The sequence below is a fragment of the Psychromonas sp. MME1 genome, from assembly GCF_041080865.1.
Lineage (GTDB): Bacteria > Pseudomonadota > Gammaproteobacteria > Enterobacterales > Psychromonadaceae > Psychromonas.
This window is the reverse complement of sequence record NZ_CP160906.1, coordinates 740,721-763,369: the sequence shown is the minus strand read 5'-3', so window position 1 is coordinate 763,369 and position 22,649 is coordinate 740,721. Positions and strand designations below refer to the sequence as shown.

General features: G+C 39.9%; 20 protein-coding genes and 1 other RNA gene. 11 read left to right on the top strand and 10 right to left on the bottom strand.

Features of this window, described 5'->3' with window-relative positions; genetic code table 11:
• Window positions 1–178 precede the first annotated feature (178 nt).
• Together AB2N10_RS03670 and AB2N10_RS03665 are read right to left on the bottom strand one after the other, a co-directional pair.
• Entirely contained in the window at window positions 179–1,711 is a 1,533-nt protein-coding gene (locus AB2N10_RS03670) for a transposase (protein ID WP_369434333.1), read from the bottom strand.
• Between the two features lie 554 nt (window positions 1,712–2,265).
• Complete coding sequence (locus tag AB2N10_RS03665; RefSeq protein ID WP_354625205.1) at window positions 2,266–2,577, bottom strand: cupin domain-containing protein; 312 nt, start codon at window positions 2,575–2,577, stop codon at window positions 2,266–2,268.
• Window positions 2,578–3,007: 430 nt separating this feature from the next.
• Here AB2N10_RS03665 and AB2N10_RS03660 point away from each other — a divergent pair, with 430 nt between their 5' ends.
• Together AB2N10_RS03660 and nfsA are read left to right on the top strand one after the other, a co-directional pair.
• On the top strand, window positions 3,008–3,697 hold the full coding sequence (locus AB2N10_RS03660) for a DUF3334 family protein (RefSeq protein ID WP_354625204.1): 690 nt from the start codon (window positions 3,008–3,010) through the stop codon (window positions 3,695–3,697).
• 420 nt (window positions 3,698–4,117) lie between these two features.
• The gene (gene nfsA / locus AB2N10_RS03655; protein WP_354625203.1) at window positions 4,118–4,855 is read left to right on the top strand and encodes an oxygen-insensitive NADPH nitroreductase; all 738 of its coding nucleotides are present in this window, start codon (window positions 4,118–4,120) and stop codon (window positions 4,853–4,855) included.
• Between the two features lie 239 nt (window positions 4,856–5,094).
• Here nfsA and AB2N10_RS03650 read toward each other — a convergent pair whose 3' ends face one another.
• On the bottom strand, window positions 5,095–7,323 hold the full coding sequence (locus AB2N10_RS03650) for an NADP-dependent isocitrate dehydrogenase (protein ID WP_369434332.1): 2,229 nt from the start codon (window positions 7,321–7,323) through the stop codon (window positions 5,095–5,097).
• A gap of 351 nt (window positions 7,324–7,674) precedes the next feature.
• Here AB2N10_RS03650 and AB2N10_RS03645 point away from each other — a divergent pair, with 351 nt between their 5' ends.
• Both AB2N10_RS03645 and AB2N10_RS03640 read left to right on the top strand, forming a co-directional pair.
• The gene (locus AB2N10_RS03645; protein WP_369434648.1) at window positions 7,675–8,247 is read left to right on the top strand and encodes a pseudouridine synthase; all 573 of its coding nucleotides are present in this window, start codon (window positions 7,675–7,677) and stop codon (window positions 8,245–8,247) included.
• 108 nt (window positions 8,248–8,355) lie between these two features.
• Window positions 8,356–8,682 (top strand): Imm51 family immunity protein, encoded by a 327-nt coding sequence (locus AB2N10_RS03640; protein ID WP_354625201.1) that lies wholly within the window; start codon window positions 8,356–8,358, stop codon window positions 8,680–8,682.
• Between the two features lie 47 nt (window positions 8,683–8,729).
• Here the strand turns inward: AB2N10_RS03640 and AB2N10_RS03635 are convergent, their stop codons facing one another.
• Complete coding sequence (locus tag AB2N10_RS03635; protein ID WP_354625200.1) at window positions 8,730–9,929, bottom strand: acetate kinase; 1,200 nt, start codon at window positions 9,927–9,929, stop codon at window positions 8,730–8,732.
• A 495-nt stretch (window positions 9,930–10,424) separates the two neighbouring features.
• Between AB2N10_RS03635 and mnmA the strand changes: the two genes are divergently transcribed.
• The 6 genes from mnmA to AB2N10_RS03605 all read left to right on the top strand — a co-directional run bounded on the left by mnmA (window position 10,425) and on the right by AB2N10_RS03605 (window position 15,151).
• Window positions 10,425–11,540, top strand: a complete 1,116-nt coding sequence (mnmA, locus tag AB2N10_RS03630; protein WP_354625199.1) for a tRNA 2-thiouridine(34) synthase MnmA — start codon at window positions 10,425–10,427, stop codon at window positions 11,538–11,540.
• A complete protein-coding gene (hflD, locus tag AB2N10_RS03625) occupies window positions 11,540–12,169 on the top strand; it encodes a high frequency lysogenization protein HflD (RefSeq protein ID WP_354625198.1) in 630 nt (209 codons plus the stop codon). The genes mnmA and hflD overlap by 1 nt, the downstream gene beginning before the upstream one ends.
• A 67-nt stretch (window positions 12,170–12,236) precedes the next feature.
• Window positions 12,237–13,610, top strand: a complete 1,374-nt coding sequence (gene purB, locus AB2N10_RS03620) for an adenylosuccinate lyase (protein ID WP_354625197.1) — start codon at window positions 12,237–12,239, stop codon at window positions 13,608–13,610.
• Window positions 13,611–13,771: 161 nt separating this feature from the next.
• On the top strand, window positions 13,772–13,918 hold the full coding sequence (locus AB2N10_RS03615) for a hypothetical protein (RefSeq protein ID WP_369434331.1): 147 nt from the start codon (window positions 13,772–13,774) through the stop codon (window positions 13,916–13,918).
• Complete coding sequence (locus AB2N10_RS03610) at window positions 13,902–14,900, top strand: cupin domain-containing protein (RefSeq protein WP_369434330.1); 999 nt, start codon at window positions 13,902–13,904, stop codon at window positions 14,898–14,900. Before AB2N10_RS03615 ends, AB2N10_RS03610 begins: the two co-directional genes overlap by 17 nt.
• Before the next feature lie 59 nt (window positions 14,901–14,959).
• Window positions 14,960–15,151, top strand: coding sequence for a hypothetical protein (locus AB2N10_RS03605; protein WP_354625194.1), 192 nt, complete (start codon window positions 14,960–14,962; stop codon window positions 15,149–15,151).
• Window positions 15,152–15,158: 7 nt separating this feature from the next.
• On the opposite strand, the gene AB2N10_RS03600 is transcribed toward AB2N10_RS03605, so the two are convergent.
• From AB2N10_RS03600 to glgA, 5 genes are all read right to left on the bottom strand, one after another.
• On the bottom strand, window positions 15,159–16,211 hold the full coding sequence (locus tag AB2N10_RS03600; protein ID WP_354625193.1) for an alpha/beta fold hydrolase: 1,053 nt from the start codon (window positions 16,209–16,211) through the stop codon (window positions 15,159–15,161).
• A 20-nt stretch (window positions 16,212–16,231) separates the two neighbouring features.
• A complete protein-coding gene (locus AB2N10_RS03595; protein WP_354625192.1) occupies window positions 16,232–16,786 on the bottom strand; it encodes a GNAT family acetyltransferase in 555 nt (184 codons plus the stop codon).
• A gap of 239 nt (window positions 16,787–17,025) precedes the next feature.
• A complete protein-coding gene (gene speB / locus AB2N10_RS03590) occupies window positions 17,026–17,946 on the bottom strand; it encodes an agmatinase (RefSeq protein WP_354625191.1) in 921 nt (306 codons plus the stop codon).
• A gap of 10 nt (window positions 17,947–17,956) precedes the next feature.
• Window positions 17,957–19,870 carry a biosynthetic arginine decarboxylase gene (gene speA, locus AB2N10_RS03585; protein ID WP_354625190.1) on the bottom strand — a complete coding sequence of 638 codons (1,914 nt, stop codon included), beginning with the start codon at window positions 19,868–19,870 and terminating at the stop codon, window positions 17,957–17,959.
• 233 nt (window positions 19,871–20,103) lie between these two features.
• On the bottom strand, window positions 20,104–21,582 hold the full coding sequence (gene glgA, locus AB2N10_RS03580) for a glycogen synthase GlgA (protein WP_354625189.1): 1,479 nt from the start codon (window positions 21,580–21,582) through the stop codon (window positions 20,104–20,106).
• A 259-nt stretch (window positions 21,583–21,841) separates the two neighbouring features.
• Between glgA and AB2N10_RS03575 the strand changes: the two genes are divergently transcribed.
• A complete protein-coding gene (locus tag AB2N10_RS03575) occupies window positions 21,842–22,117 on the top strand; it encodes a hypothetical protein (RefSeq protein WP_354625188.1) in 276 nt (91 codons plus the stop codon).
• A 148-nt stretch (window positions 22,118–22,265) separates the two neighbouring features.
• Here AB2N10_RS03575 and rnpB read toward each other — a convergent pair.
• An RNA gene (gene rnpB / locus AB2N10_RS03570) (RNase P RNA component class A) lies at window positions 22,266–22,623 on the bottom strand.
• Window positions 22,624–22,649 lie beyond the last annotated feature (26 nt).

Below are 22,649 nucleotides of genomic sequence, written 5' to 3'. Positions count from 1 at the left end.
GCTGTAGAATTTCTCATTTTCAGCCTGATTATTTTAAATAAAAAACACAATAATTCATAATTTCTTGATATTCAATTAAATATTCTGTTTTTAATAACTGACTGATTAAATTGAGTGATATATCGCTGAATTGGCTTAATTAGGCGGGGGTATTCGATGTTAAGGCATCGCCCTTGGGTTAATGCAGGCTGTTTTTTAACTTCTCAATATTATGCACTAAACAGTACATCTGCCATTGCGCATTCACTTTCTCTTGCCCGCGCAGCGTGAATTTATTCATCCCTTTATTGACCGTAATATTGCCAAATACCGGCTCTATTGCACCTAACCGTTTACTGTATTGTCGCCGTCCGGGGCTACTGTCTATTTTCACCCGCATTTTATCGCTATAAGATATAGGTTTGGTGCTTTTATTGATTTCAAACTGGACTTGTCTGCCTTGTTTAGTCGGCGCGTTGCGCATGCATTGCTTTTGTAGTACGCAGGCCCGGCAATCCTTTAAATAACCTGAGAAACGAACGTATTGCCGACCTGCCGTTTCAACATTTTTAACACTTAACCACATTTCATTACCTGCTGGGCAGCGGCAACTTGAGACCGTTTCATCAAAGTAAAAATCGTGACTAGTAAATAGTCGCGCTCTGCCTTTACTGCGTTTTAATCGCCGTTTTTCTTGTTCTGTTTGATAGGTTTGACTGGTTTGGAATAAAGGATTGCGGCTTCTAAATGCGGTATCTGCTATATAAGTATCTAACCCTGTCGTGGCCATGAACTCAAGGTTCACTTCACTGTGGAAACCACTGTCAGCACTGAACTTGGCATCTTTGAAGGTATCAGGTGTACCTAGCTTCGTAAGTTGTTCTTGCAACTGCTTAACCGCGGGCTTCAATGTCTGCTGCTCACCTACCGAGCCCCATGCCTGCGCTTGCACTATGATTTGGTGTTTATCATCATTGATAGCAATACCGTTATAACCTTGAATCGTCCCTTTACTGGTGGTCATCTTGGCGCTATCTGGGTCGGTGATATTGCTTTTTACTGGTTTATTTCGACTACCTATTTTCTCTTTATTACTCGCAAGGAACGCACTAATTTTATTGGCACTTTCATCTAATTTTTGTTTCTGTTTTAGGTCATGTTGGCGTTCATCTTCATTAAGACCGTCTTGTGCCTGATGTCTTGCAATAATGCGTTGGCTAGCACGTTGCAACTTGCGTTGTTTGCGTTCAAGCTCTGCAAATGTACCACTCCACTCTTTACTCGTATTGCTGCTTATCTTGCAACCATCAATCGCAAACATGTGACGACCTATCAACCCTTCTTTATCGCATATCATTAAGACTTGGGTAAAAAGCGGCTCAATTTTATCTTTCATTTTGGAGATAAAGTTGGCGATTGACGTGTAATGTGGCTGTACATCACCCGATAAACTCATGAAGGTGATATTACGCTCACACGCGTCTGCGATACGGCGACTACTAACAAGGCCACGAGAGTAACCGAACAAGATGATTTTTAGCATAACAGAAGGTGGATAAGCAGCTGCACCGCCATTGTCATTATTGTACCAATCATCAAAGGTGCTTAAATCAAGGTGCTTATCAACGATATGGGAAAGTGCGTACTCAAATGTACCGGGGAGAATTTGCTGTGCAAAGTCAATCGGGATGAATTTACTTTGACAAGATAGGTCTGGTTTGTAATTAGCCATGACGTTTCACTCTGAGCGAATAATAACTATTAGATCACAGCCGATCAGCGCATGCAAGTACATTTTTTATACAATTTTCATTAAATGAAAAACAACGTAAAAACGGTCTTTTTGGAGAAATTCTACAGCCTCAACAGCTTTATAAGTGGCATCATGATGTAATGCACCGCGCCACTTATCTTATTTTAAATAATCATCACAATATCTATTAATCATCATGTAATCAATCAGTTCGCTAACTATTTGTAAAAACTTTGATTTGAGATAGGAATGACACTGCCACCTATCACCTTTTTGAAATCATGCCCTAACCCACTAATTTATATAGCAAATTAACATGTTAACAAATATAACCTGCACGGTGACGTAAAACTAAACGCCACCTATCACCTTTTTGAAATCATGCCCTAACCCACTAATTTATATAGCAAATTAGAATGTTAACAAATATAACCTGCACGGTGACGTAAAACCCAGCGCCACATATCTCATTTTTAAACGCAATGAGATGCCCCCTATCTCATATTTTTTACTTTATAAAAGTAATACCTCTATTATACGCTTCCTTGCGATTCTACAACTAAGATGCGGGCTTCTCCATGCGGGTGTGCAACATGCTCTGTTCCTGTAGATGCGTAAAATATATCACCTGTTTTTAGCACTGATGAACGCTCAATTCCATTTTCTTTAAACAGCATTTCGACAACGCCATCTAAAACAACAAATACTTCTTCACCATCATTTACATGCCATTTATAAGGCTGATTAGTCCAATGTAAACGCGTCGTAATACCATTCATATTTGCGACCTCTTTTGCGCCCCAAGCGCGTTCAGATTTGAACTCTTTACTTCTAATTATTTCCACGACATTTCCAAATTATGAATAGCAGATAAGCGCTTTATAAATGAGATAGCGCAATATACCGCGCTACTTATCTTATTTTAAATAATCATCACAATATCTATTAATCATCACTTTATCAAACGGTTCGCTAACTATTACTTAAAAATTTTACCTGAAATTGTCATGAGACTACCCCCTATTACCATATTGTGTGCAGTGCTATTATTCGCTGCAAATATAACCATTTATGGGTTCACTATTACGTCGAATGAGTAATTGTTTTTTAATAAGATATCTATGTAGTTAACAATATTTAATTATTCTTCAATATTTCATTGAAAAATGTATTAAAGTGCGTTTTTTTGTGAGAGTGTGCCTCCATTTAAGATGCAATTTGCCTTTCACTTTAGCAATTTATTGCTTCGATATTTAATTTTTAACAGGAAATGTCATGAGTAAAACTAAAATAATAACAACCGATGATATTTTGTTGGTTCTTTGTGATTCTGTAAAAGCGGTGCTAACAACGGCAACCGATAAATCTATTAATTATTCCGCAATGGTACAAAAGATTAATAAAACCTGTTTAAAACCTGATTTGGGCTGTTTTGTGCTATTTGACGGTGGCTTTTCTGGGTTGGTTATCATTAATTTTACCGCCAACGCTGCAATTGAAATATACCAAAACTATATGCGACATATGGGGATTCCTGAAAATGAATTAGCACAATCGCATACTTCCGATGAAGTTGGCGATGTAATGGGGGAGTTAATGAATCAAATCGTCGGCGATTTTACCTCTGTTATTGGTCATCAACTGCACACATCGATCACCCAAAATCAACCGAAAATGTTAACCATTAACAAACAGGTACAACTCTCTATCGATACTAATCTTGATCGTCCACAGGCCAGACGAGTGACTTTTACCACAGCTCGAAATAATATTTTCTACCTTGAATTGGCGATGGATAAAACTGAGTTTATCAGACTCTCCACCTTTAAGGAGAAAGAAGCCTATGACGCCGATTCAATTTTAGAAGAAGAGAGAAATAATAAAAAAGAAATCCCCCTATTTAATGAAGAAAAGCCGCAAATCAGTAAAAGTGAACAAGATTTGTTTGATGAGTTAGGTATTTAACTTCTGCACATTGCACGACTGTAATAAATAGCCTAGCTGTTGTAGCGCCTATGTTTACCTTTATTAATATAGGCCAATTATATAGCCGCTAAAATCTCACTGGGTAGAGTGATTTTTAGCGGATCATCGCTCAAGCGTAGTTTCTCTCCTTATTAAATCAACAACATATCAACGTTTATTTTTGAAAATAAAAACCATTAGTTACAATGCTTAACCTCTGGTTATATTAATTTATTCCTCCCCTACATAGCGCCTTCTCTTCAAGTGATAAATACAGTGGTTTAACGGCGTTAATGGTATTCATACCAATATTATGTGCAAAGGTATAATAGCTGCTTTTTATTGAGGTGCTATCATTGGGGAGAGAGATAGTGGCTCCTTTAATGTTCTAGAAAAATTTACTCATCACTTGGAGAAACCATGAACGATATCATTTCACTGCTACAATCACACCGCTCAATTCGCCGCTTTAGTGAAAAAAATGTGCCACAAAAAACAGTCGAAACGCTGGTTCAGGCGGGGCAAGCAGCCGCCACTTCGAGCTTTATCCAAGCCTGTACGGTTATTCAAATCGCGCCCGGTGAGAAACGCAATAAGCTCGCTGAGCTTGCAGGAAACCAACCTTATGTTGCGAATGCGCCCGTTTTTTTGGTATTTTGTGCCGATATGCATCGCCATCAACTCGCCTGTGAAATGCACGGTGAAACGATGCAAAGTGGTTATACGGAACAATTTTTAACGGCTTCCGTTGATACGGCTTTATTTGCACAGAATCTGGTCATTGCAGCTGAGTCATTGGGGTTGGGAAGTTGCTACATTGGTGGAATACGTAATGAAATAGAGCAGGTGACAAATTTATTGGCCTTACCTGAGCTGGTCTATCCCGTATTTGGGTTATGTTTAGGTTATCCTGATCAAAATCACGAAATAAAACCTCGTTTACCGTTATCGATTGTTCTCAAACAAGAAAGCTATGATGCCCCAAACGATGTGGCAGAACTCGCTGTTTATGATCAACAGATACAAAGATATTATCAAACCCGCAGTGCAGGGCAAAAAACAACGAACTGGACAGCGCAAATCGCAACGATGTTACAAAAAGAAGCTCGTCCACACATGTTGCCCTTCCTTAAGCAACAAGGTTTTATCATTAAATAATACCAATTCCACTAAATAACTGATCTATTTTGCTGGTTAAAATAACGAACTTCTGCGTTATAAGTTTTGTAAAGGGAGCAACCATTTACCTCAACTTATGCCTTGAATTTAATCATTTTTCCTACGCCAAATTTAGATCACATAATTAATGGAATTGGTATAATACCATTGCGAGGAAGGATGCAGCACAAAACAAAAAAAGGGCGCATTAAGCGCCCTTTTTCTTATCATTAAATTTATTAAATGGCAGCTAGTGCGGCATTTAATGTTTTACTTGGGCGCATCGCTGCGGCTACTTTGGCCTGATCAGTGTGGAAATACCCACCCAAATCAATGCGCGAACCCTGTGCATCATTTAACTCTTGTACAATCGCGGCTTCATTATCAATCAATGCTTTTGCAAGTGGAGTAAATTTTTCCTGTAACTGAGCATCATTATTTTGTGTCGCAAGCGCTTCAGCCCAATACATAGCTAGGTAGAAATGGCTACCACGGTTGTCCAGTTCTTTCACTTTGCGTGACGGTGATTTATCCTCTTTGAGGAATTTAGCATTGGCCGCATTAAGCGCATTAGCAAGCACAACCGCTTTGCTGTTTGCTGTTTTTTGTGCAATATCTTCAATAGAAACGGCTAAGGCTAAGAATTCACCTAGCGAGTCCCAACGCAAATGCCCTTCTTCAACAAACTGTTGCACATGCTTAGGTGCACTACCACCGGCACCCGTTTCAAATAGACCACCACCAGCAAGTAACGGGACGATAGACAACATTTTAGCACTTGTGCCTAACTCTAATATTGGGAAAAGATCGGTGAGATAATCACGTAATACATTACCCGTTACAGAGATAGTATTGTCACCTGCTTTAACGCGCTTAAGCGTATATTTAATGGCATCATTAGGCGACATAATTTGAATATCAAGGCCATTGGTATCATGGTCTTGCAGATAGGTTTTAACTTTAGTGATCAAATTCGCGTCATGGGCACGATTTTCATCTAACCAGAAAATAGCTGGTTGTCCCGTTGCACGAGAGCGACTAACAGCAAGACGTACCCAGTCACGAATAGGAATATCCTTCGCTTGGCACATACGCCAAATATCACCGCTAGCGACATTATGCTCCATCAATATATTTCCCGCAGAATCGCTCACTTTAACAACACCCGACTCTTTAATTTGGAAGGTTTTATCGTGTGAACCATACTCTTCTGCTTTTTGTGCCATCAATCCAACGTTAGAAACGTTGCCCATGGTTGCTGGGTCAAAGGCGCCGTGTTCACGACAAAATGCGATGGTTTCTTGGTAGATACCTGCATAACAGCGATCAGGGATCAGCGCTTTAGTATCTTCTAATTTGCCCTGTGCATTCCACATTTGCCCAGAAGCGCGCACCATCGCTGGCATAGAAGCATCAATAATTACATCGCTTGGTACATGTAAATTAGTGATCCCTTTATCGGAGTCAACCATTGCCAAGCCTGGACGTTTACCATAAACAGCGGCAATATCCTGTTCAATTTGCGCTTGTTGTGCTGCTGGGAGCTGTTTTATTTTTGCGTAAACATCGCCAAGTCCGTTGCTCGCATCAACACCGAGTTGTGCAAATAATTGCGCATATTTTTCAAATACTTCTTTAAAGTAGACGGTAACAGCATGACCAAACATAATAGGATCAGATACTTTCATCATGGTCGCTTTAAGGTGCAGTGATAACATGACGTTATTGGCCTTTGCATCCTGCATTTGTGCTTCATAAAAAGCACGCAGTGCTGCACAACTCATCACCGATGAATCGATTACTTCATCCTTTAATACGGGTGTTGACGCTTTTAATACGGTCACCGCACCCGATGCGCTAGTGAATTCAATTTTAACATCGTCATCTTGGTTTAAGATCACCGATTGCTCGCTACCGTAAAAATCCCCCTGCTGCATGTGAGCAACGTGCGACTTTGAATCCTTTGACCATGCGCCCATACGATGAGGGTTATCTTTGGCATACTGTTTAACGGCATCGGCAACTCGACGATCTGAGTTACCCTCACGTAGAACCGGATTTACCGCACTCCCTAACACCTTGGCATAACGCCCTTTAATATCAATTTCAGCATCCGTTTGTGGATTTTCAGGATAGTCAGGTAACGCATAACCGTGCGCTTGTAACTCTTTAATCGCCGCTTGTAGTTGTGGAATAGAGGCACTTACATTAGGCAATTTAATAATATTTGCCTCTGGCGTTTTCGCTAGATCACCTAACTCAGCTAAGTTGTCTGGTAGTTGTTGTTCTGCGGAAAGGTAATCAGAAAAATGAGAAATAATACGTGCTGCAACGGAAATATCACGTGTTTCCACCACGATTCCAGCTGCTTTAGTGAAAGCATTAACAATGGGTAATAAAGAGTGAGTTGCTAGTGCTGGAGCTTCATCCGTTTGTGTATAGATGATTTTTGCAGTTTTATCTGTCATATTATTTCCTTTAACAAGAGTTAAGACTTTTAACTAAACGTTCACGTTCAAATTGTTATGAATATGTTACCATTCAAAAAATGAGCTCATATCATAACTAAAACTCTGCAATAATCCAATTTAACAACTCGCTTAGCGGCATTTATTAACCGCATTTCCACAATATTGTTGTTGAACCACGTGAAAAACCTTTTTTCGATACCATGAAACGGCAACCTAGCGATAAAATTCTGCTACAATTCCGACCGCTTATTTAATTTCGAAGGTATCACGTTGATGGTTACGCATAAAAAAACGGCTTTTACACATAAAAAAAAGCTCAATCGTCCGGTACAAAAAACCAATAAAAATATGGTAGCGACGAAGGTCAACACGGCACCACGTAAAATAATCTTATTTAATAAACCCTTTGACGTGTTGAGTCAATTTACCGATCAAGGTAGCACCACTAATAGCCGCAAAACCTTAGCCGATTTCATTGATATTAAAGATGTTTATGCTGCGGGAAGACTCGATAGAGACAGTGAAGGTTTATTACTACTGACTAATGATGGCAAACTACAGGCAAAAATAACTCAACCCGATGCTAAAACCAGTAAAACCTATTGGGTACAAGTAGAAGGCGCGCCAGAGGAATCTGACCTACAGAAGTTACGCGATGGCGTAGAGCTCAAAGATGGTTTAACACTGCCAGCTCAAGTTGCGTTGATGGCTGCACCTTTGATTTGGGATAGAATCCCCCCCATACGAGAGCGAGCCAATATTCCCACCACTTGGCTAAGTATTACCATTAATGAAGGACGTAATCGTCAGGTTCGACGCATGACGGCTAACATTGGTTTTCCAACGTTACGGTTAATTCGCTACCGTATCGGTCATTGGACGATTGATGGTATTGCTAATGGACAATATAAAGTCGTGTAAAATATAACGTGTAGCACTGATTTCTATATACAAAGTATGAACTAAGCAGCAATTTAATTGTACGGTTTCTGTAGGATGACTATACGTCAATCACCTTAGAGAAACAGAATGAAACAGCCAAATGCTTATCAACCTTTTTTAATTTCAAGCATGAAAAAAGACCATACCATTACATTAAGTGACTTAAAATGGACAACATTTGAAGAAAATGATTTTTTAGGGGATGGTGAAGATTGGGGCTTAGTATTAACTAATATGCTCACGGAAAAGAGCCCTGAGTTACTCAGTAAAATTACCTTTGGTAAAGAAACCTTGAGCTTTTGTATTCACAGTGAAGATAAAGAAGTATTAAGAAAAATAGCAGAAATGGTCGCGTCATTTTACGAAAATAAAGCCGAGTTAACGGCGAATATTAAACGTTATGCTATCTATTAAATGATTAACAAATAAGGAGGCAAAAGCCTCCTTATCTTATGAACAAATTAAGCGCTAGCTAATTCTAGCGTATCGCGAGCAATTACCCACTCTTCGTTTGTTGCAATAACCATAGCCACCGTACTACCTTCTTCGGTGATAATACCCTCATTACCGAAACGATTTTTAAGGTTAGCCTCTTGATCCACTTTAAAGCCTAATAGACCTAAGCGAGATAATGTAATATCACGAATTGGCGCTGAATTTTCACCAATGCCGCCCGTAAACACAACCGCATCTAGGCGACCATCTAAAGCAGCTGCGTAGCTACCGATATATTTTGCTAAACGGTAACAGTAAAAATCCATTGCGCGTTTCGCTGCTTCATCTGTTTGGTAGTTATCTTCAACATAACGGCAATCACTCGTCACTTCTGTAATGCCTAATAAACCTGATTTATTGGTTAGCATGGTGTTAATCTCAGCCATACTATAACCTAATTGATCATATAAATGGAAAATAATCGCAGGATCAAGGTCTCCACAACGCGTCCCCATTACTAAACCTTCTAATGGCGTCATACCCATTGAGGTATCAACTGAAATACCATTTTTTATCGCACAAACAGAACCGCCATTACCTAGATGACAGTTAATAATGTTTAACTCTTCAACTGGTTTATTTAATATTTCCGCTGCTTGCAAGCTGATATAGTAATGACTTGTACCGTGCATACCATAACGACGAATACCATTCTCTTTATATAGAGAGTACGGTAAGGCATAAAGGAAAGCCTCTTGCGGCATAGTTTGATGGAAAGCCGTATCGAATACAGCCACATTCGGCAAACTAGGGAAAGCATGTTGCGCTGCACGAATACCAACAAGGTGAGCAGGATTATGTAATGGTGCTAACGTAATACACTCTTCAATACCTTTCATCACTTGATCACAAATGAGAGCTGATTTAGTGAATTTTTCACCACCGTGTACTACGCGATGACCGATTGCAAAAAGATTTTCTTTTAACTCAGGTTTTTGCGTTAAAATGTGCTCTACAATGTAAATTAATGCTTCTTCATGAGCAGCACCCGCACCAAGTTCAGCGGTGCCTTTGTTGCCATCAAGTTTCCACTTAATGCTAGCATTATCTAAATGCAGGCATTCAGCCAGACCCGATAATTTTTCATCGCCACTTGCGGCATCGATAATCGCAAATTTTAACGAAGAACTACCACAATTAAGTACAAAGATCAGCTTACTGTGCATTTTGTGTATCCTATATATAACTAAAACAGAAGGTAAAGTTAAGAAAGTGCGGTCACTTTCCAACAAAATATTAATTTTAAAATTGAGTTAAAAACAAATAGCAACCTTAATCGATTACTATGAACAGAGTTAACAACTACGCTTAAAAAGCGCGCAAGAATACATGGATTAGAAGAAGATAACAAAATATAGTTTTAACTATTTAGTAAATTTATTAACAAATTGACTTTTTTTATATTTACATTCCACCACCAAACACATTTTTTCTTTTAATAACAATGGGATATATCACACCACAGGAGGGGCGCTCAAGGCGTAAATTATTGATAACGAATGAAAATAACTCATCAACCGTTATCAATAGTAGATAGCAATGACACAACCAAGGTGTCTGCTTTACTTAAACCTATAACGAAGAATATTAGCTGCAATATCCCCCTGCATTTTTACTCAATATCTGTTAAAATCCAGCGCAAATCAGTAGGAGAATAATTTATGACAGACAATAGCCAAATAAAAGTGATCGTCGGAATGTCCGGCGGTGTTGATTCATCCGTATCTGCGTATTTATTACAGCAACAGGGATACCAAGTTGAAGGGCTATTTATGAAAAACTGGGAAGAGGATGATACCAACGAGTATTGTGCGGCTGCCCAAGACCTTCAAGATGCACAAGCGGTCTGTGATAAATTAGGCATCACTTTACACACCATCAACTTTGCTGCTGAATATTGGGATAACGTCTTTGAACATTTTCTTGCTGAATATAAAGCGGGGCGTACTCCCAACCCTGATATCATGTGTAATAAAGAGATTAAATTTAAAGCATTTTTAGAATTTGCCGCAGAAGACTTAGGGGCCGATTATATTGCAACTGGGCATTATGTACGTCGCCGTGAGGAAAATGGTCATGTACAGCTACTACGTGGTCTAGACAATAATAAAGATCAAAGCTATTTCCTTTACGCCGTGGGCGAAAAACAGATAGCAAAAACGCTTTTTCCCGTTGGTGAATTAGAGAAACCAGAAGTACGCCGAATTGCTGAAGAGCAAGATTTAATCACCGCCAATAAGAAAGATAGCACCGGTATCTGTTTTATTGGTGAGCGTAAATTTACTGAATTTTTACAAGAATATTTACCCGCACAGCCGGGAGATATCGTCACCCCAAGTGGCGAGGTTATCGGCCAACATCAGGGTTTAATGTATCATACCCTTGGGCAACGAAAAGGCCTTGGTATCGGCGGTTTACAAAATTCCAGCGAAGATCCTTGGTATGTAGTCGGTAAAGATATGCAAAAAAATCAACTATTAGTGGCTCAAGGTGCTCACCATCCTGCGCTATTTTCCTATGGGCTAATTGCTAAACAGTGTGACTGGGTAGATCGCACCGTTAAAAAAGAACCATTTACCTGTACGGTGAAAACCCGTTATCGCCAACAGGATATAGCTTGTACCGTTACGCCTATTGATGACGATACACTCGAAGTTATTTTTGATGAACAACAAGCAGCTGTCACCCCGGGTCAATCGGCCGTATTTTATCAAGGTGATGTGTGCCTAGGTGGCGCAATTATTGAACAACATTTACAAAATAGAGAAGTCAAATAATGCCATTTCATAATTTAGAATCTCGCAGTCTCGCCTTTGCAGCGATGTGCCAAGCGGCTTATTTAGTGGATAAAATTGCCACAAAAGGTGTATGCCCTGACGCCGTTGCATTTAATGCATCATTACACTCCATCATGCGTACCGAGGGGGAATCACCATTAGATATTTTTGGTGGTTATTCATCATTAGAAGTCGGCTTTAAATGCATGCTGGAACAGCTAGATAATGCCAGTAACAGCCGCAATATGCAGGTTACTAAATACCTTGTGGGCATGATTGCACTGGAAAAAAAATTAATAACGAACAGCAATACTCTTAATTTACTCAGTGAACGTATTAACCAAGTTAAGCGTCAACTTAACCACTTTGAAATTGATGACAGTAGCGTATTAAGCAATTTGGACTCTATTTATCGTGACTTAATCAGTAACCTTGGCCCGAAAATTCAAGTTAATGGCAACCCAAGTTGCTTGCAACAACAAGTAACACAGCATAAAATTCGGGCTCTTTTGCTCGCAGGGGTGCGCGCGACGGTATTATGGCGACAAATTGGTGGGAAACGCAGACACCTGATACTCTCTCGTAAAGCCATGATTCATCAAACCAAACAAAATTTACACCGTGTTTAATGCATATTCAATAAGATTAAACACCCATAGTTTTAAAACAACCTACTCTAAAATTTAGGAGCAACAAATGGAACTTTCAGGACTAACTGCCGTATCACCAGTGGATGGCCGTTACGGTAGCAAAACTGCAATTTTACGCGATATTTTCAGTGAATTTGGTTTAATTAAATTCCGCGTACAAGTTGAAGTGCGTTGGTTACAAAAACTAGCACAAACAGATGGTATCGCAGAAGTTCCGGCTTTCTCAGATGCTGCAAACGCACACCTTGATGCAATTGTTGAAAGTTTCTGTGAAGCCGATGCTCAACGCGTTAAAGATATTGAAGCAACAACTAATCACGATGTTAAGGCTGTTGAGTATTTTTTAAAAGAAAAAGTAAGCGGTGTTGCTGAATTAGAAGCCGTTTCTGAATTCATCCATTTTGCATGTACTTCTGAAGACATTAATAACCTATCTCATGCATTAATGCTAGGTACGGCTAAAAAAGAGGTTATTCTTCCTTACTGTCAACGCATCGTTAATGCGATTAAAGAGAAGGCTATTGAATATAAAGCGATGCCAATGATGTCTCGTACACATGGTCAACCCGCTTCACCGACCACTCTAGGTAAAGAGATGGCTAACGTGGTCGCTCGTCTACAACGTCAAGTTAAGCAAATCGAAGCAACGGAAGTGCTCGGTAAAGCCAATGGCGCTGTGGGTAATTATAATGCACATCTTAGCGCTTATCCTGAACTTGACTGGCAAGCTTTCTCTGAGCAATTTGTGACAAGCTTAGGCGTAACATTCAACCCTTACACAACACAAATTGAACCGCATGATTACATTGCTGAGTTGTTTGATGCGATTGCCCGTTTTAATACTATTTTATTAGACTTTGACCGTGATATCTGGGGATACATCTGTCTTGGCCACTTTAAGCAAAAAACCATTGCAGGTGAAATTGGCTCATCAACGATGCCACATAAAGTAAACCCCATTGATTTTGAAAACTCTGAAGGTAACTTAGGTTTAGCGAATGCCATTTTTGATCACCTCGCAGCAAAATTGCCTGTTTCTCGTTGGCAACGTGATTTAACTGACTCAACGGTTTTACGTAATTTAGGGGTTGCTATCGGTTATTCTGTTATCGCTTATGAAGCAAGCCTAAAAGGGATCAGCAAACTTGAAGCCAATGAAGCCAATATGCTTAAAGATTTGGATGCCAATTGGGAAGTACTCGCTGAGCCTATTCAGACGGTAATGCGTCGTTACGGTATTGAAAAACCCTACGAAAAACTAAAAGAGCTAACACGCGGAAAACGTGTTGATGGCCCTGGTATGGCAGCATTCATTGATACACTTGAATTAAGTGATGCGGTGAAAGCGGAGCTTAAGGCGATGACACCAGCTAATTACATTGGTCAAGCGACTGAACTCGTAGAAAAATTAGTCGGTTAAACCGAGCAAACCAGTGCAACTGAAGGCAGCCTATTGGCTGCCTTTTTATTTTCCCTTATCCCTTCTATTATATTTTGATTAATGTCGGTAATCCCTTTTCACGGCTAACGGGTATATAATCAAAACAAGCACCCCCAATTTAATCACTGTAAGAGGCCTTCATGTTTGAACTTAATTTAGATATTAACCATTTTCTCGACACCTACTGGCAAAAAAAACCAACAGTTATTAAACAAGGATTTAGCGATTTTATTGATCCCATCATGCCCGATGAAATTGCCAGGCTTAGCGATGGAAGAAGAGATTGAAAGTCGCCTTGTTTTTAAAGAAGGTGAGCAGTGGCAAGCCGAATGTGGCCCCTTTACTACCTTCGAGAAATTAGAACATGAGGGCGCGAGTTTATTAATTCAAGCCGTTGACCACTGGCATGGCGAGTCTCAAGGGTTAGTTCGCTGCTTTCGCTTTCTGCCAAATTGGCGTATTGATGACCTGATGATCAGTTATTCTACACCACAGGGTGGTGTCGGCCCACATATCGACAATTATGATGTATTTATTATTCAAGGGTTAGGTAAACGCCATTGGCGCGTTGGCGAAAAGAGTGAATTGCATGAATTTGCGGCACATGGCGCACTCAAACATTGTGAGAGCTTTGCAGCGATCATAGATGTTGAGCTTGAGCCAGGCGACATCCTCTATATTCCCTGTGGCTACCCCCACGAAGGTTACGCGATTGAACCATCATTAAACTACAGCGTTGGGTTTCGCGCGCCAGATCAAAATGATCTATTAAGTAGCTTTACCGATTACAATATAGATAATAATGCAACACCAGAACGTTACACGGATCGGGTCATGCAGCTACGCGAAAGACCAGGGCAAATTGAAACCCAAGAACTGCGAGAGTTACATCGCGTTATGCTCGCCAACTGCCAAACTCCCGAAGCGCTAATACCTTGGTTTGGCAAAATGATTAGTGAAGCCAAACATGAACTTGACATTGCCCCCGTTGAACCAGCACTGGAAAATGAAGAGATATTACAACTCCTTGAAGATGGCGCACAATTTATCCGTTTAGGCGGATTACGTGCGGTTTATTTTCAACAAGCAGCAACCTCTTTATTTATTAATGGATTGCACTTTGACTGTACGGGCTTTAAAGAGCTAGGCCATCATCTTTGTGATCAAGATGAGATTGGTAGTGAAGTTATCGATCTGTTACATGAAAATCATGGTGCCCTAACGCTATTTACTGAGCTTGTAAATAACGGCTACTGGTACGCAGAGTAATCACAATAGCTATCCCTATTGCATCTTTTTGCAAGCAAAGAGAAAACGGAGAGGTAAAAATGAAAAAATTAAGCTTATTAATATTGATATTGTTTTGCTCTACACCTGTTTTCAGTGAGCAATTCACCTTGCTTCGTATCGATATGGAAACCTATAAAGAACAGGGTAAAGTTATCTGTATTTATGAAGGCCAATATACGACGATACGTGACAAGTCGACGGGCTGTTTAAAATATATACAAAAAATATAGTAGCGGTTTATGGCTCACAATAGCTGATAGGTTTATCGGATTCGATTGTTATAATATCCGATGATCTATTCTGTTTGTCTTGCCGTTGCTCATTCAACAACGGTAAGGCAAACATCCATTGATAGCTATCTGCAAATAGATTCTCAGCTTGTAAATCACGGGATAGCATATGATACCCCTCTAAATAGAGCTTAAAAGCAACTCTTGCTGGCGCTGATTTACTATTATTTAACATGCTGCACATTGCCTTTTTCGGTATCACTTGATCCTGATTACCATAGACAATAAAACTATTAATCGAGATCTTTTTAGCCGCTAACAATGCGTTATCCATTAAATTAGTTAATCCATATAACGCATCTATACGGGTCTTTTTTATCACCCATTGATCACTCGACATCGCCCGTAACGCAGCAATATTATCGGTGGCTTGAATACCTAAACCTTTGCCCGTCGGTTGCCAATCAGGAAAGGTATGCACAGCAAGCCACAATGACCATCTCTGATACCATGGCTGTGTGCTTCTTGCCCAAACAGCTGGCGCCAATAAAACCACCCCTTGCAGATAATGTGATAACATTAATCTGTTATCCGCCATCGCAGTGAGAATAACCGCCCCGCCCATACTTTCACCAACGACATAAATAGGTAAATCAGGGTATTGCTTTGCTAACAACTTGCTAATAACAGCTAAATCTTGCTGTAATCGCCCAGCTTTTGGCCATAAACCCGCCATTACGGTTTGTCCAAAACCACGTTGATCATAGGCAAAGCAAGCTACATTGCGAGCGACATAATATTCACACATCTTAGTAAAGCCATTGCTGTAATCATTAAAACCATGCAAAGCAATGACGATTCCCTGAGCAGGGCCATCAGGCCAATAGGTATGCAACGGTAGATAGTATCCATCATCAGCAATGAAATAGTTCTTTTGTAATTGAGGGGGTAGGAGAATATCAGAGAGAGGCTGAGTTTGTGGTGAACTACAGCCGTACGACAAAACAACAATAAGAAGCAGTAATAATGGTTTGTATCTACGGGAAAAACAAACTTTCAAGTAGCACTCCTTGCTTGTTGCTAAGCTGTTTTACACGCTAATTTATAATAGTGATTATTGTTAAATTGAAACTCTTCAATTACCTGTAATGCGGTTTTACCTGTATGAGCGTGATAAGATCTTGGATTTATTTTATTAATAAAGGTAACCATCACTGGATAGCGACTAGCCATATGTTGCAGACTAAAAGTGAATATTTTTTCAAAAACGCCCAGACCACGAACACGTTTATCAACACAAATGGGTCCATATTGATAGGAGTTATCAACTGTTAAATTCTGCCCTTCGAAAGGTACATCATGTAAATTTTCGACCATATATTGAAACATCGGCCATTGTTGCCAAAATCCCCAAGAAGCGGACATAGCATAGGCAACGATTTGCTCATTCTCAATAGCTATACAAAGCCCCTGCTCTTTTTCAATTAACGCAACTAAATGTGCTTTAGTAAAAGCGGTTGTAATAAAACCATCTGCTTTGTCATGTTCAGAGATTGAATCTATTTGATATTTGTAATGAAGTGCAAGCACCTCGTCAACATGGTCAATAGTGGCCACTTTTAGCGTTATGTTCACGTCTGCATCTCCTTCCTTGTTTATACCAATTCCGATAAATAGCTGATCTATTTTACTGGTTAAAACAACTTACTGCTGCGTTGTAATTTTCGCAAAGGGAATAACCATTTACGTCAAATTACGCCTTGAATTAAGCTGTTTTTCCTGCGCAAAATCTAGATCACATACTTACCGGAATTGGTATTAGATCCTCACCATAGCAAAATGGTTGTCACATCTGCTATGGCAAGGGAATACACTTATTTATTATTAACAGCCCAAAGATGCATCAGTTCAACGGCAATCGTTGCACCAGCTAATGCGGTTATTTCACTGCTATCATAGGCAGGCGAGACTTCAACGACATCCATCCCCACTATATTAATCCCCTGCAAAGCACGTAACACTTTTAATATTTTATCTGTGCTTAATCCTCCACACACGGGAGTCCCAGTACCTGGTGCATAGGCGGGATCTAAACAGTCGATATCAAAAGTTAAATAAACAGGGAGCGATCCAATTTTAGTACGAATAATATCGCAAATTTGCTCAACACTAAGGTCATTAGCCTGCATCGCATCAATCACGGTAAAAGCGTGATTATTCGGATTATATGACGTACGAATACCGATTTGCACGCTATGGTCGGGATCGATCAATCCTTCATTTGGCGCATGGTAGAACATGGTGCCATGGTCATAGCGGCTGCCACTGTCATAGGTATCTGTATGTGCATCGAAATGAATCAGCGCCATTTTTCCGAATTTCTTATGGTGCGCACGTAATAAAGGCAGAGTAACAAAATGGTCCCCTCCGAGCGCTAACAGCGCTTTATCGGAAGAGAGGATCTCATTGGCGGCCTTCTCTACTTTATCTGTAAATTGTGCGGCATCACCACAATCGTATACTAAATCTCCCGCATCAATGGCACTGATTTGCTCAAGCAAATTAAATTTCCAAGGATAACGATAACCTTCCCATGCCAAATTAATCGAGGCATGACGAATCGCTGTTGGCCCCATACGCGCACCAGAACGCCCAGTGGTTGCTAAATCAAAGGGTAAACCTAATACCGCTAGCTGTGCATTCGCAGCGACGGGATCCATCGCCAATGGCAAGCGTAAAAAAGTCATGGCATTGGAGTAAATTGAATTATCCACTTGCTGAAATAATTGACTCATCTATTGTTCCTTAATAATCTTCTAAATAGGTATAACCTTTCAGGCCTAAAATGAGTTCATCAAAGACCTCTTCACGCTCTTCAGGTGGTAATTTACTATTCACTAATTGAGAATAGGTTTCTTTAAATTCTTCAGAATCTAAGCTGACATAATTGAGCATATCTTCGACAATATTGCCGTGGGCGATTTCGGTCACGTCTATTTCACCATCATCATTGACCATCACCACCGCACTGTGAGTATCACCAAATAGGTTATGCATATTGCCAAGAATTTCTTGATACGCGCCCACTAGGAAAAATCCCATTAGATAAGGTTTCTCCTCTGTCCAACGAGGCATTAATAACGTGCTTTCAATACCCTGCCCATCTACATAATGGTCAATAGCCCCATCAGAATCGCAGGTAATATCAAGTAAAACGGCACGGTTTTGTACCGCATCATCTAATCCATTTAAAGGCAATACTGGGAATATTTGCTCAATCCCCCATGCGTCAGGCAATGACTGAAATAAGGAGAAATTAACAAACAGTTTATCAGCCAATTTTTCGTTTAAATCATCAATAATAGGGCGATGGAAACGATTTTTTTCATCCATTAATTTATTAAGTTCATGACAAACTCGCAGATGTACCTGCTCTGCCCATGCACGTTGCCTCAAGTTAAGTAGACCCGTTGCAAATTGACTGTGCACTTCGGCGACGTCATTTTGTGTATCGTGGTAAATTTCTATTAATGCACGGTCATCATTACGTTTATCTAATTGCTCCCATGATCCCCACATATTTTGCAATAACACTGATTCATCGTCGCTCGGAGGAAGCAATGTTTCTGGTTGATAAGACTCAGCACCAATTACATTGGAAATTAATACCGCATGATGCGCTGTTAATGAGCGACCTGATTCAGAGATAATGGCTGGGACGGGTTGCTGATAGGTATAACAGATATCAGCAATCGTACCAACAATGTTATTAGCATATTCAGCTAAACTGTAATTCATGGAATTAGATGATTGGCTGCGAGTACCGTCATAATCAACAGCCAAACCACCACCGACATCCATATAAGCAACTTGCGCACCGAGTTTACGTAATTCACAATAGAATCGTGCGGCTTCACTCACCCCAAAGCGAACATCTCGAATGTTTGCTATCTGAGAACCGAGGTGAAAATGCACTAATTGTAGAGTATCAAGTTTATTTTCTGCGCTTAACGTATCAACAACAGACAATACCTGTGAAGCAGATAAACCAAATTTAGATTTTTCACCGCCACTTGCTTGCCATTTTCCCTTACCTTGAGAAGCTAAACGAACGCGAATACCTAAGCGAGGCTCAACATTAAGCGCCTTAGCTTCACTTAAAATTAATTTAAGCTCCGACATTTTTTCTAAGACAATATGTACCTTATGGCCAAGTTTCTCACCAATTAATGCAAGGCGAATATACTCTCGGTCTTTATAGCCATTACAAACAATCACCGATGAAGCTTTTTCCGCTAACGCCAATACAGCCAATAACTCAGCCTTACTGCCCGCCTCTAAACCGAGCTGCTTCTCTTCTTGGTCGAACTGACTGGCAATAATTTCATTAACAACTTCGCGTTGCTGATTAACCTTGATTGGATAGACCAGTAAATACTTTTCAGCATAATCATATTTTTGAATGGCATTATTAAAAGCTTCACAGATGCCATTAACACGCTGATGAATAATTTGAGGGAAACGCACCAATACAGGTAAAGATAAACCTTTATCCTGAATTTTTTCGACGACGGTACTAAGGTCAACACACATCTCTGGTTGATTATTTCGTGGGGCAACATAAACATTACCAGCATCGTTAATACCAAAGTAACCTTGGCTCCAATGACGCACATTGTAGCAAGCACGAACATCGTCAAGGGAAGTTTTATTATTCATTAATAGTCCTTAAATTGTAATCTTTACCCATATCACCAGCATAGTGACGTCTAGGAATTAGAATCAAATATAGGTATAAAGTCCAGTAAAGAAAATTATATTTGCTAAATAATATTATTGTTCGATAAATATAAAGAGAATGATTTTGTTACGGGGTAGTAAAAAATTGCAAGGAGCATATCCCGTTACCAATCACAGCGAATTAAAGAAGCAATGGATAACGGGGCGATTAATCAGAAACGACTGTTGGCGTGTCGATATAACTCTTCATATTCAACGGCGGTATGATGCCATGAAAAATCGATGGTCATGCCATTTTGGATCATTTTCGCAAATGCAGTTTTCTCATTGTGATAGATTGAAGCCGCCCATCTCATAGTTGTTCTGAGTGAATCCGTGTGAAGGTCATAAAACTTAAAGCCAGTGGACTTATTGATTCTTTTCGGTGAGTAATTGCGCACCGTATCTTCCAATCCCCCTGTTGATCTCACAATTGGTAGCGTACCGTATTTCATGCTGTACATCTGATTAAGTCCACAGGGCTCATATCTTGAAGGCATTACAAAGAAATCAGAGCCAGCTTCAACCATATGAGCTCGTTTGTTGTTATAACCAATGTAACAGCCGAATTTATTCGGGTAAGCTTTTGCATAGTTAAGCAATGCTGCTTCTTGGGCTATATCTCCTGAGCCAATAATGACAAATTGCACATCATCATTTATGAGCATCTCCTCAACACAATCGATAAAGACATCTAACCCTTTTTGTGTAGCCAGTCTTGATACAATCCCATATAAAGGCACATTAGGGCGTATTGGCAAGCCAAATTCCTTTTGCAATTCCGCTTTACAAATTGCTTTACCACGCAGATCTTTATGTGAAAAATTAGCTGGAATTAATTTATCCGTTTCAGGATTCCACTCTAACTCATCAATACCATTAATAATTCCACGCAACTTTCCTTGTACGGCGCGATGTTGTAAAGAGCGTTGTAATCCAAAGCCATAATCAACCGATAAAATTTCTTTAGCATAGGTTGGACTAACGGTTGTTACAATATCGGCTGTTAGTACACCTGCTTTTAATAGGTTAAGCTGGTCGTAAAACTCAAAGCAATTAACATTAAAGTAATCCCAACCCAATCCAGTCCAATAAAGATTCGCTTTATTAAATACCCCTTGATAACCAATATTATGAATAGTCATAACAGACTTTGTTTCACTAAAATTATCATAGGATTCATATAACCCGCTTTTTAGATAAACACTACACAAGGCCGTATGCCAATCATTACAATGTAGAACGTCGACTTTAAGATCTAATGCGAGTACCGCCTGCATAATAGCTCGGCTTAAAAAGATAAAACGTTCTGCATTATCAGAGTATTCATGTCCATCCCAATCATATAATTTAGGGCGGTCAAAATAGCGATCGAATTCAATAAAAAAGAAGGATAAATTGTCACTAAGCTTATGCTGACGGATACTCCCCCACAACTCATTTTCATCACCAAAAGGAACGCCTAAAAGCTCATGCACACACACGGTATCGGCACATTGTTCTGCCATAACTTGTGGGTAATAGGGCATAAAAACGGATACATGATGGCCATCTTCAGCCAATGCATGTGGCAAGGAAAAAGAGACATCGGCTAATCCACCCGTTTTAGCATACGGTGCTGCCTCACTTGTTGCCCAAACTATATTCATCATTTACCCCTCAAATTTAACCAATAAGCCACTCTGCCACAAAAAACAATTATCTAGTAGATGTTCAACTTTCATGGTAAACATTATTGTTGATTATTATATTTTTTGATTGCTGACGAGAATAAACCTCAAGATTACTATAAAAGCAGGAAGAGCCAAAATTTTATCTCGCTTAGTGAGCAAACTCTTTCCTTTTTTGAGGCGCATTATGGTATAAAATAACGGCAATATTTAATAGCAATCCCATCTAAAGCGATTTTTTGTGAATAAAAAACCAGACAGAATAACTGCCATGCAACAGATAATTGATGCAGTGAAACATGAGTTTCCCTTATATCAAGAGGATACTTTTGTCTGTGGGCCTGACAACAGTTGCGTTGGTTGTAGCAAAAAACTGATGGAGTTAGTGGATTCTGAACTCACCTACTGGCAGCATCAAATTAATCGTAATATTCCCCCTACATTTAATGAACTGGCAAAATTCGGCAAAATGTGTAAAAACGTCCGCCGTGCGTTAGTTCGTAATAATAGAATTTAACCTTTACGCGATGCTCTATTTTAAAAACAGGCTGATCGATAGAAGGTGATAAATAATTATCAACTTTAATTTGAATAAACAATGTAGATGATTAGTTAACTGCAGTAAGAATCTCTACACCCCTTTGTAAAACAAAGGGAGTAGAAGATAATAGAATTGACCGATAAGCCGGGTTCTGTCGTGAATCGTCATTCGTCTAGGCCTGCAATCACTCACAGGCTCAAGCAACCTACCCGCTTCCAGTATGGGCCATACCTCAGGAAGCCTATTTGGTCTTGCTTCGGGTGGAGTTTACCTTGCACCAAACTATTACTAGTTGGCCGGTGCGCTCTTACCGCACCCTTTCACCCTTACCTACAAATAAATTTATAGGCGGTCTTCTCTCTGCTGCACTTGTCGTTAGCTCGCGCTACCCAGGCGTTACCTGGCACCCCGCCCTGTTGAAGCCCGGACTTTCCTCCCCCGTTATCGGTAAAGATAACGGCAGCGACGATTTAGTCAATTCCGCGGCGGATTATACGGGAAGCATGAT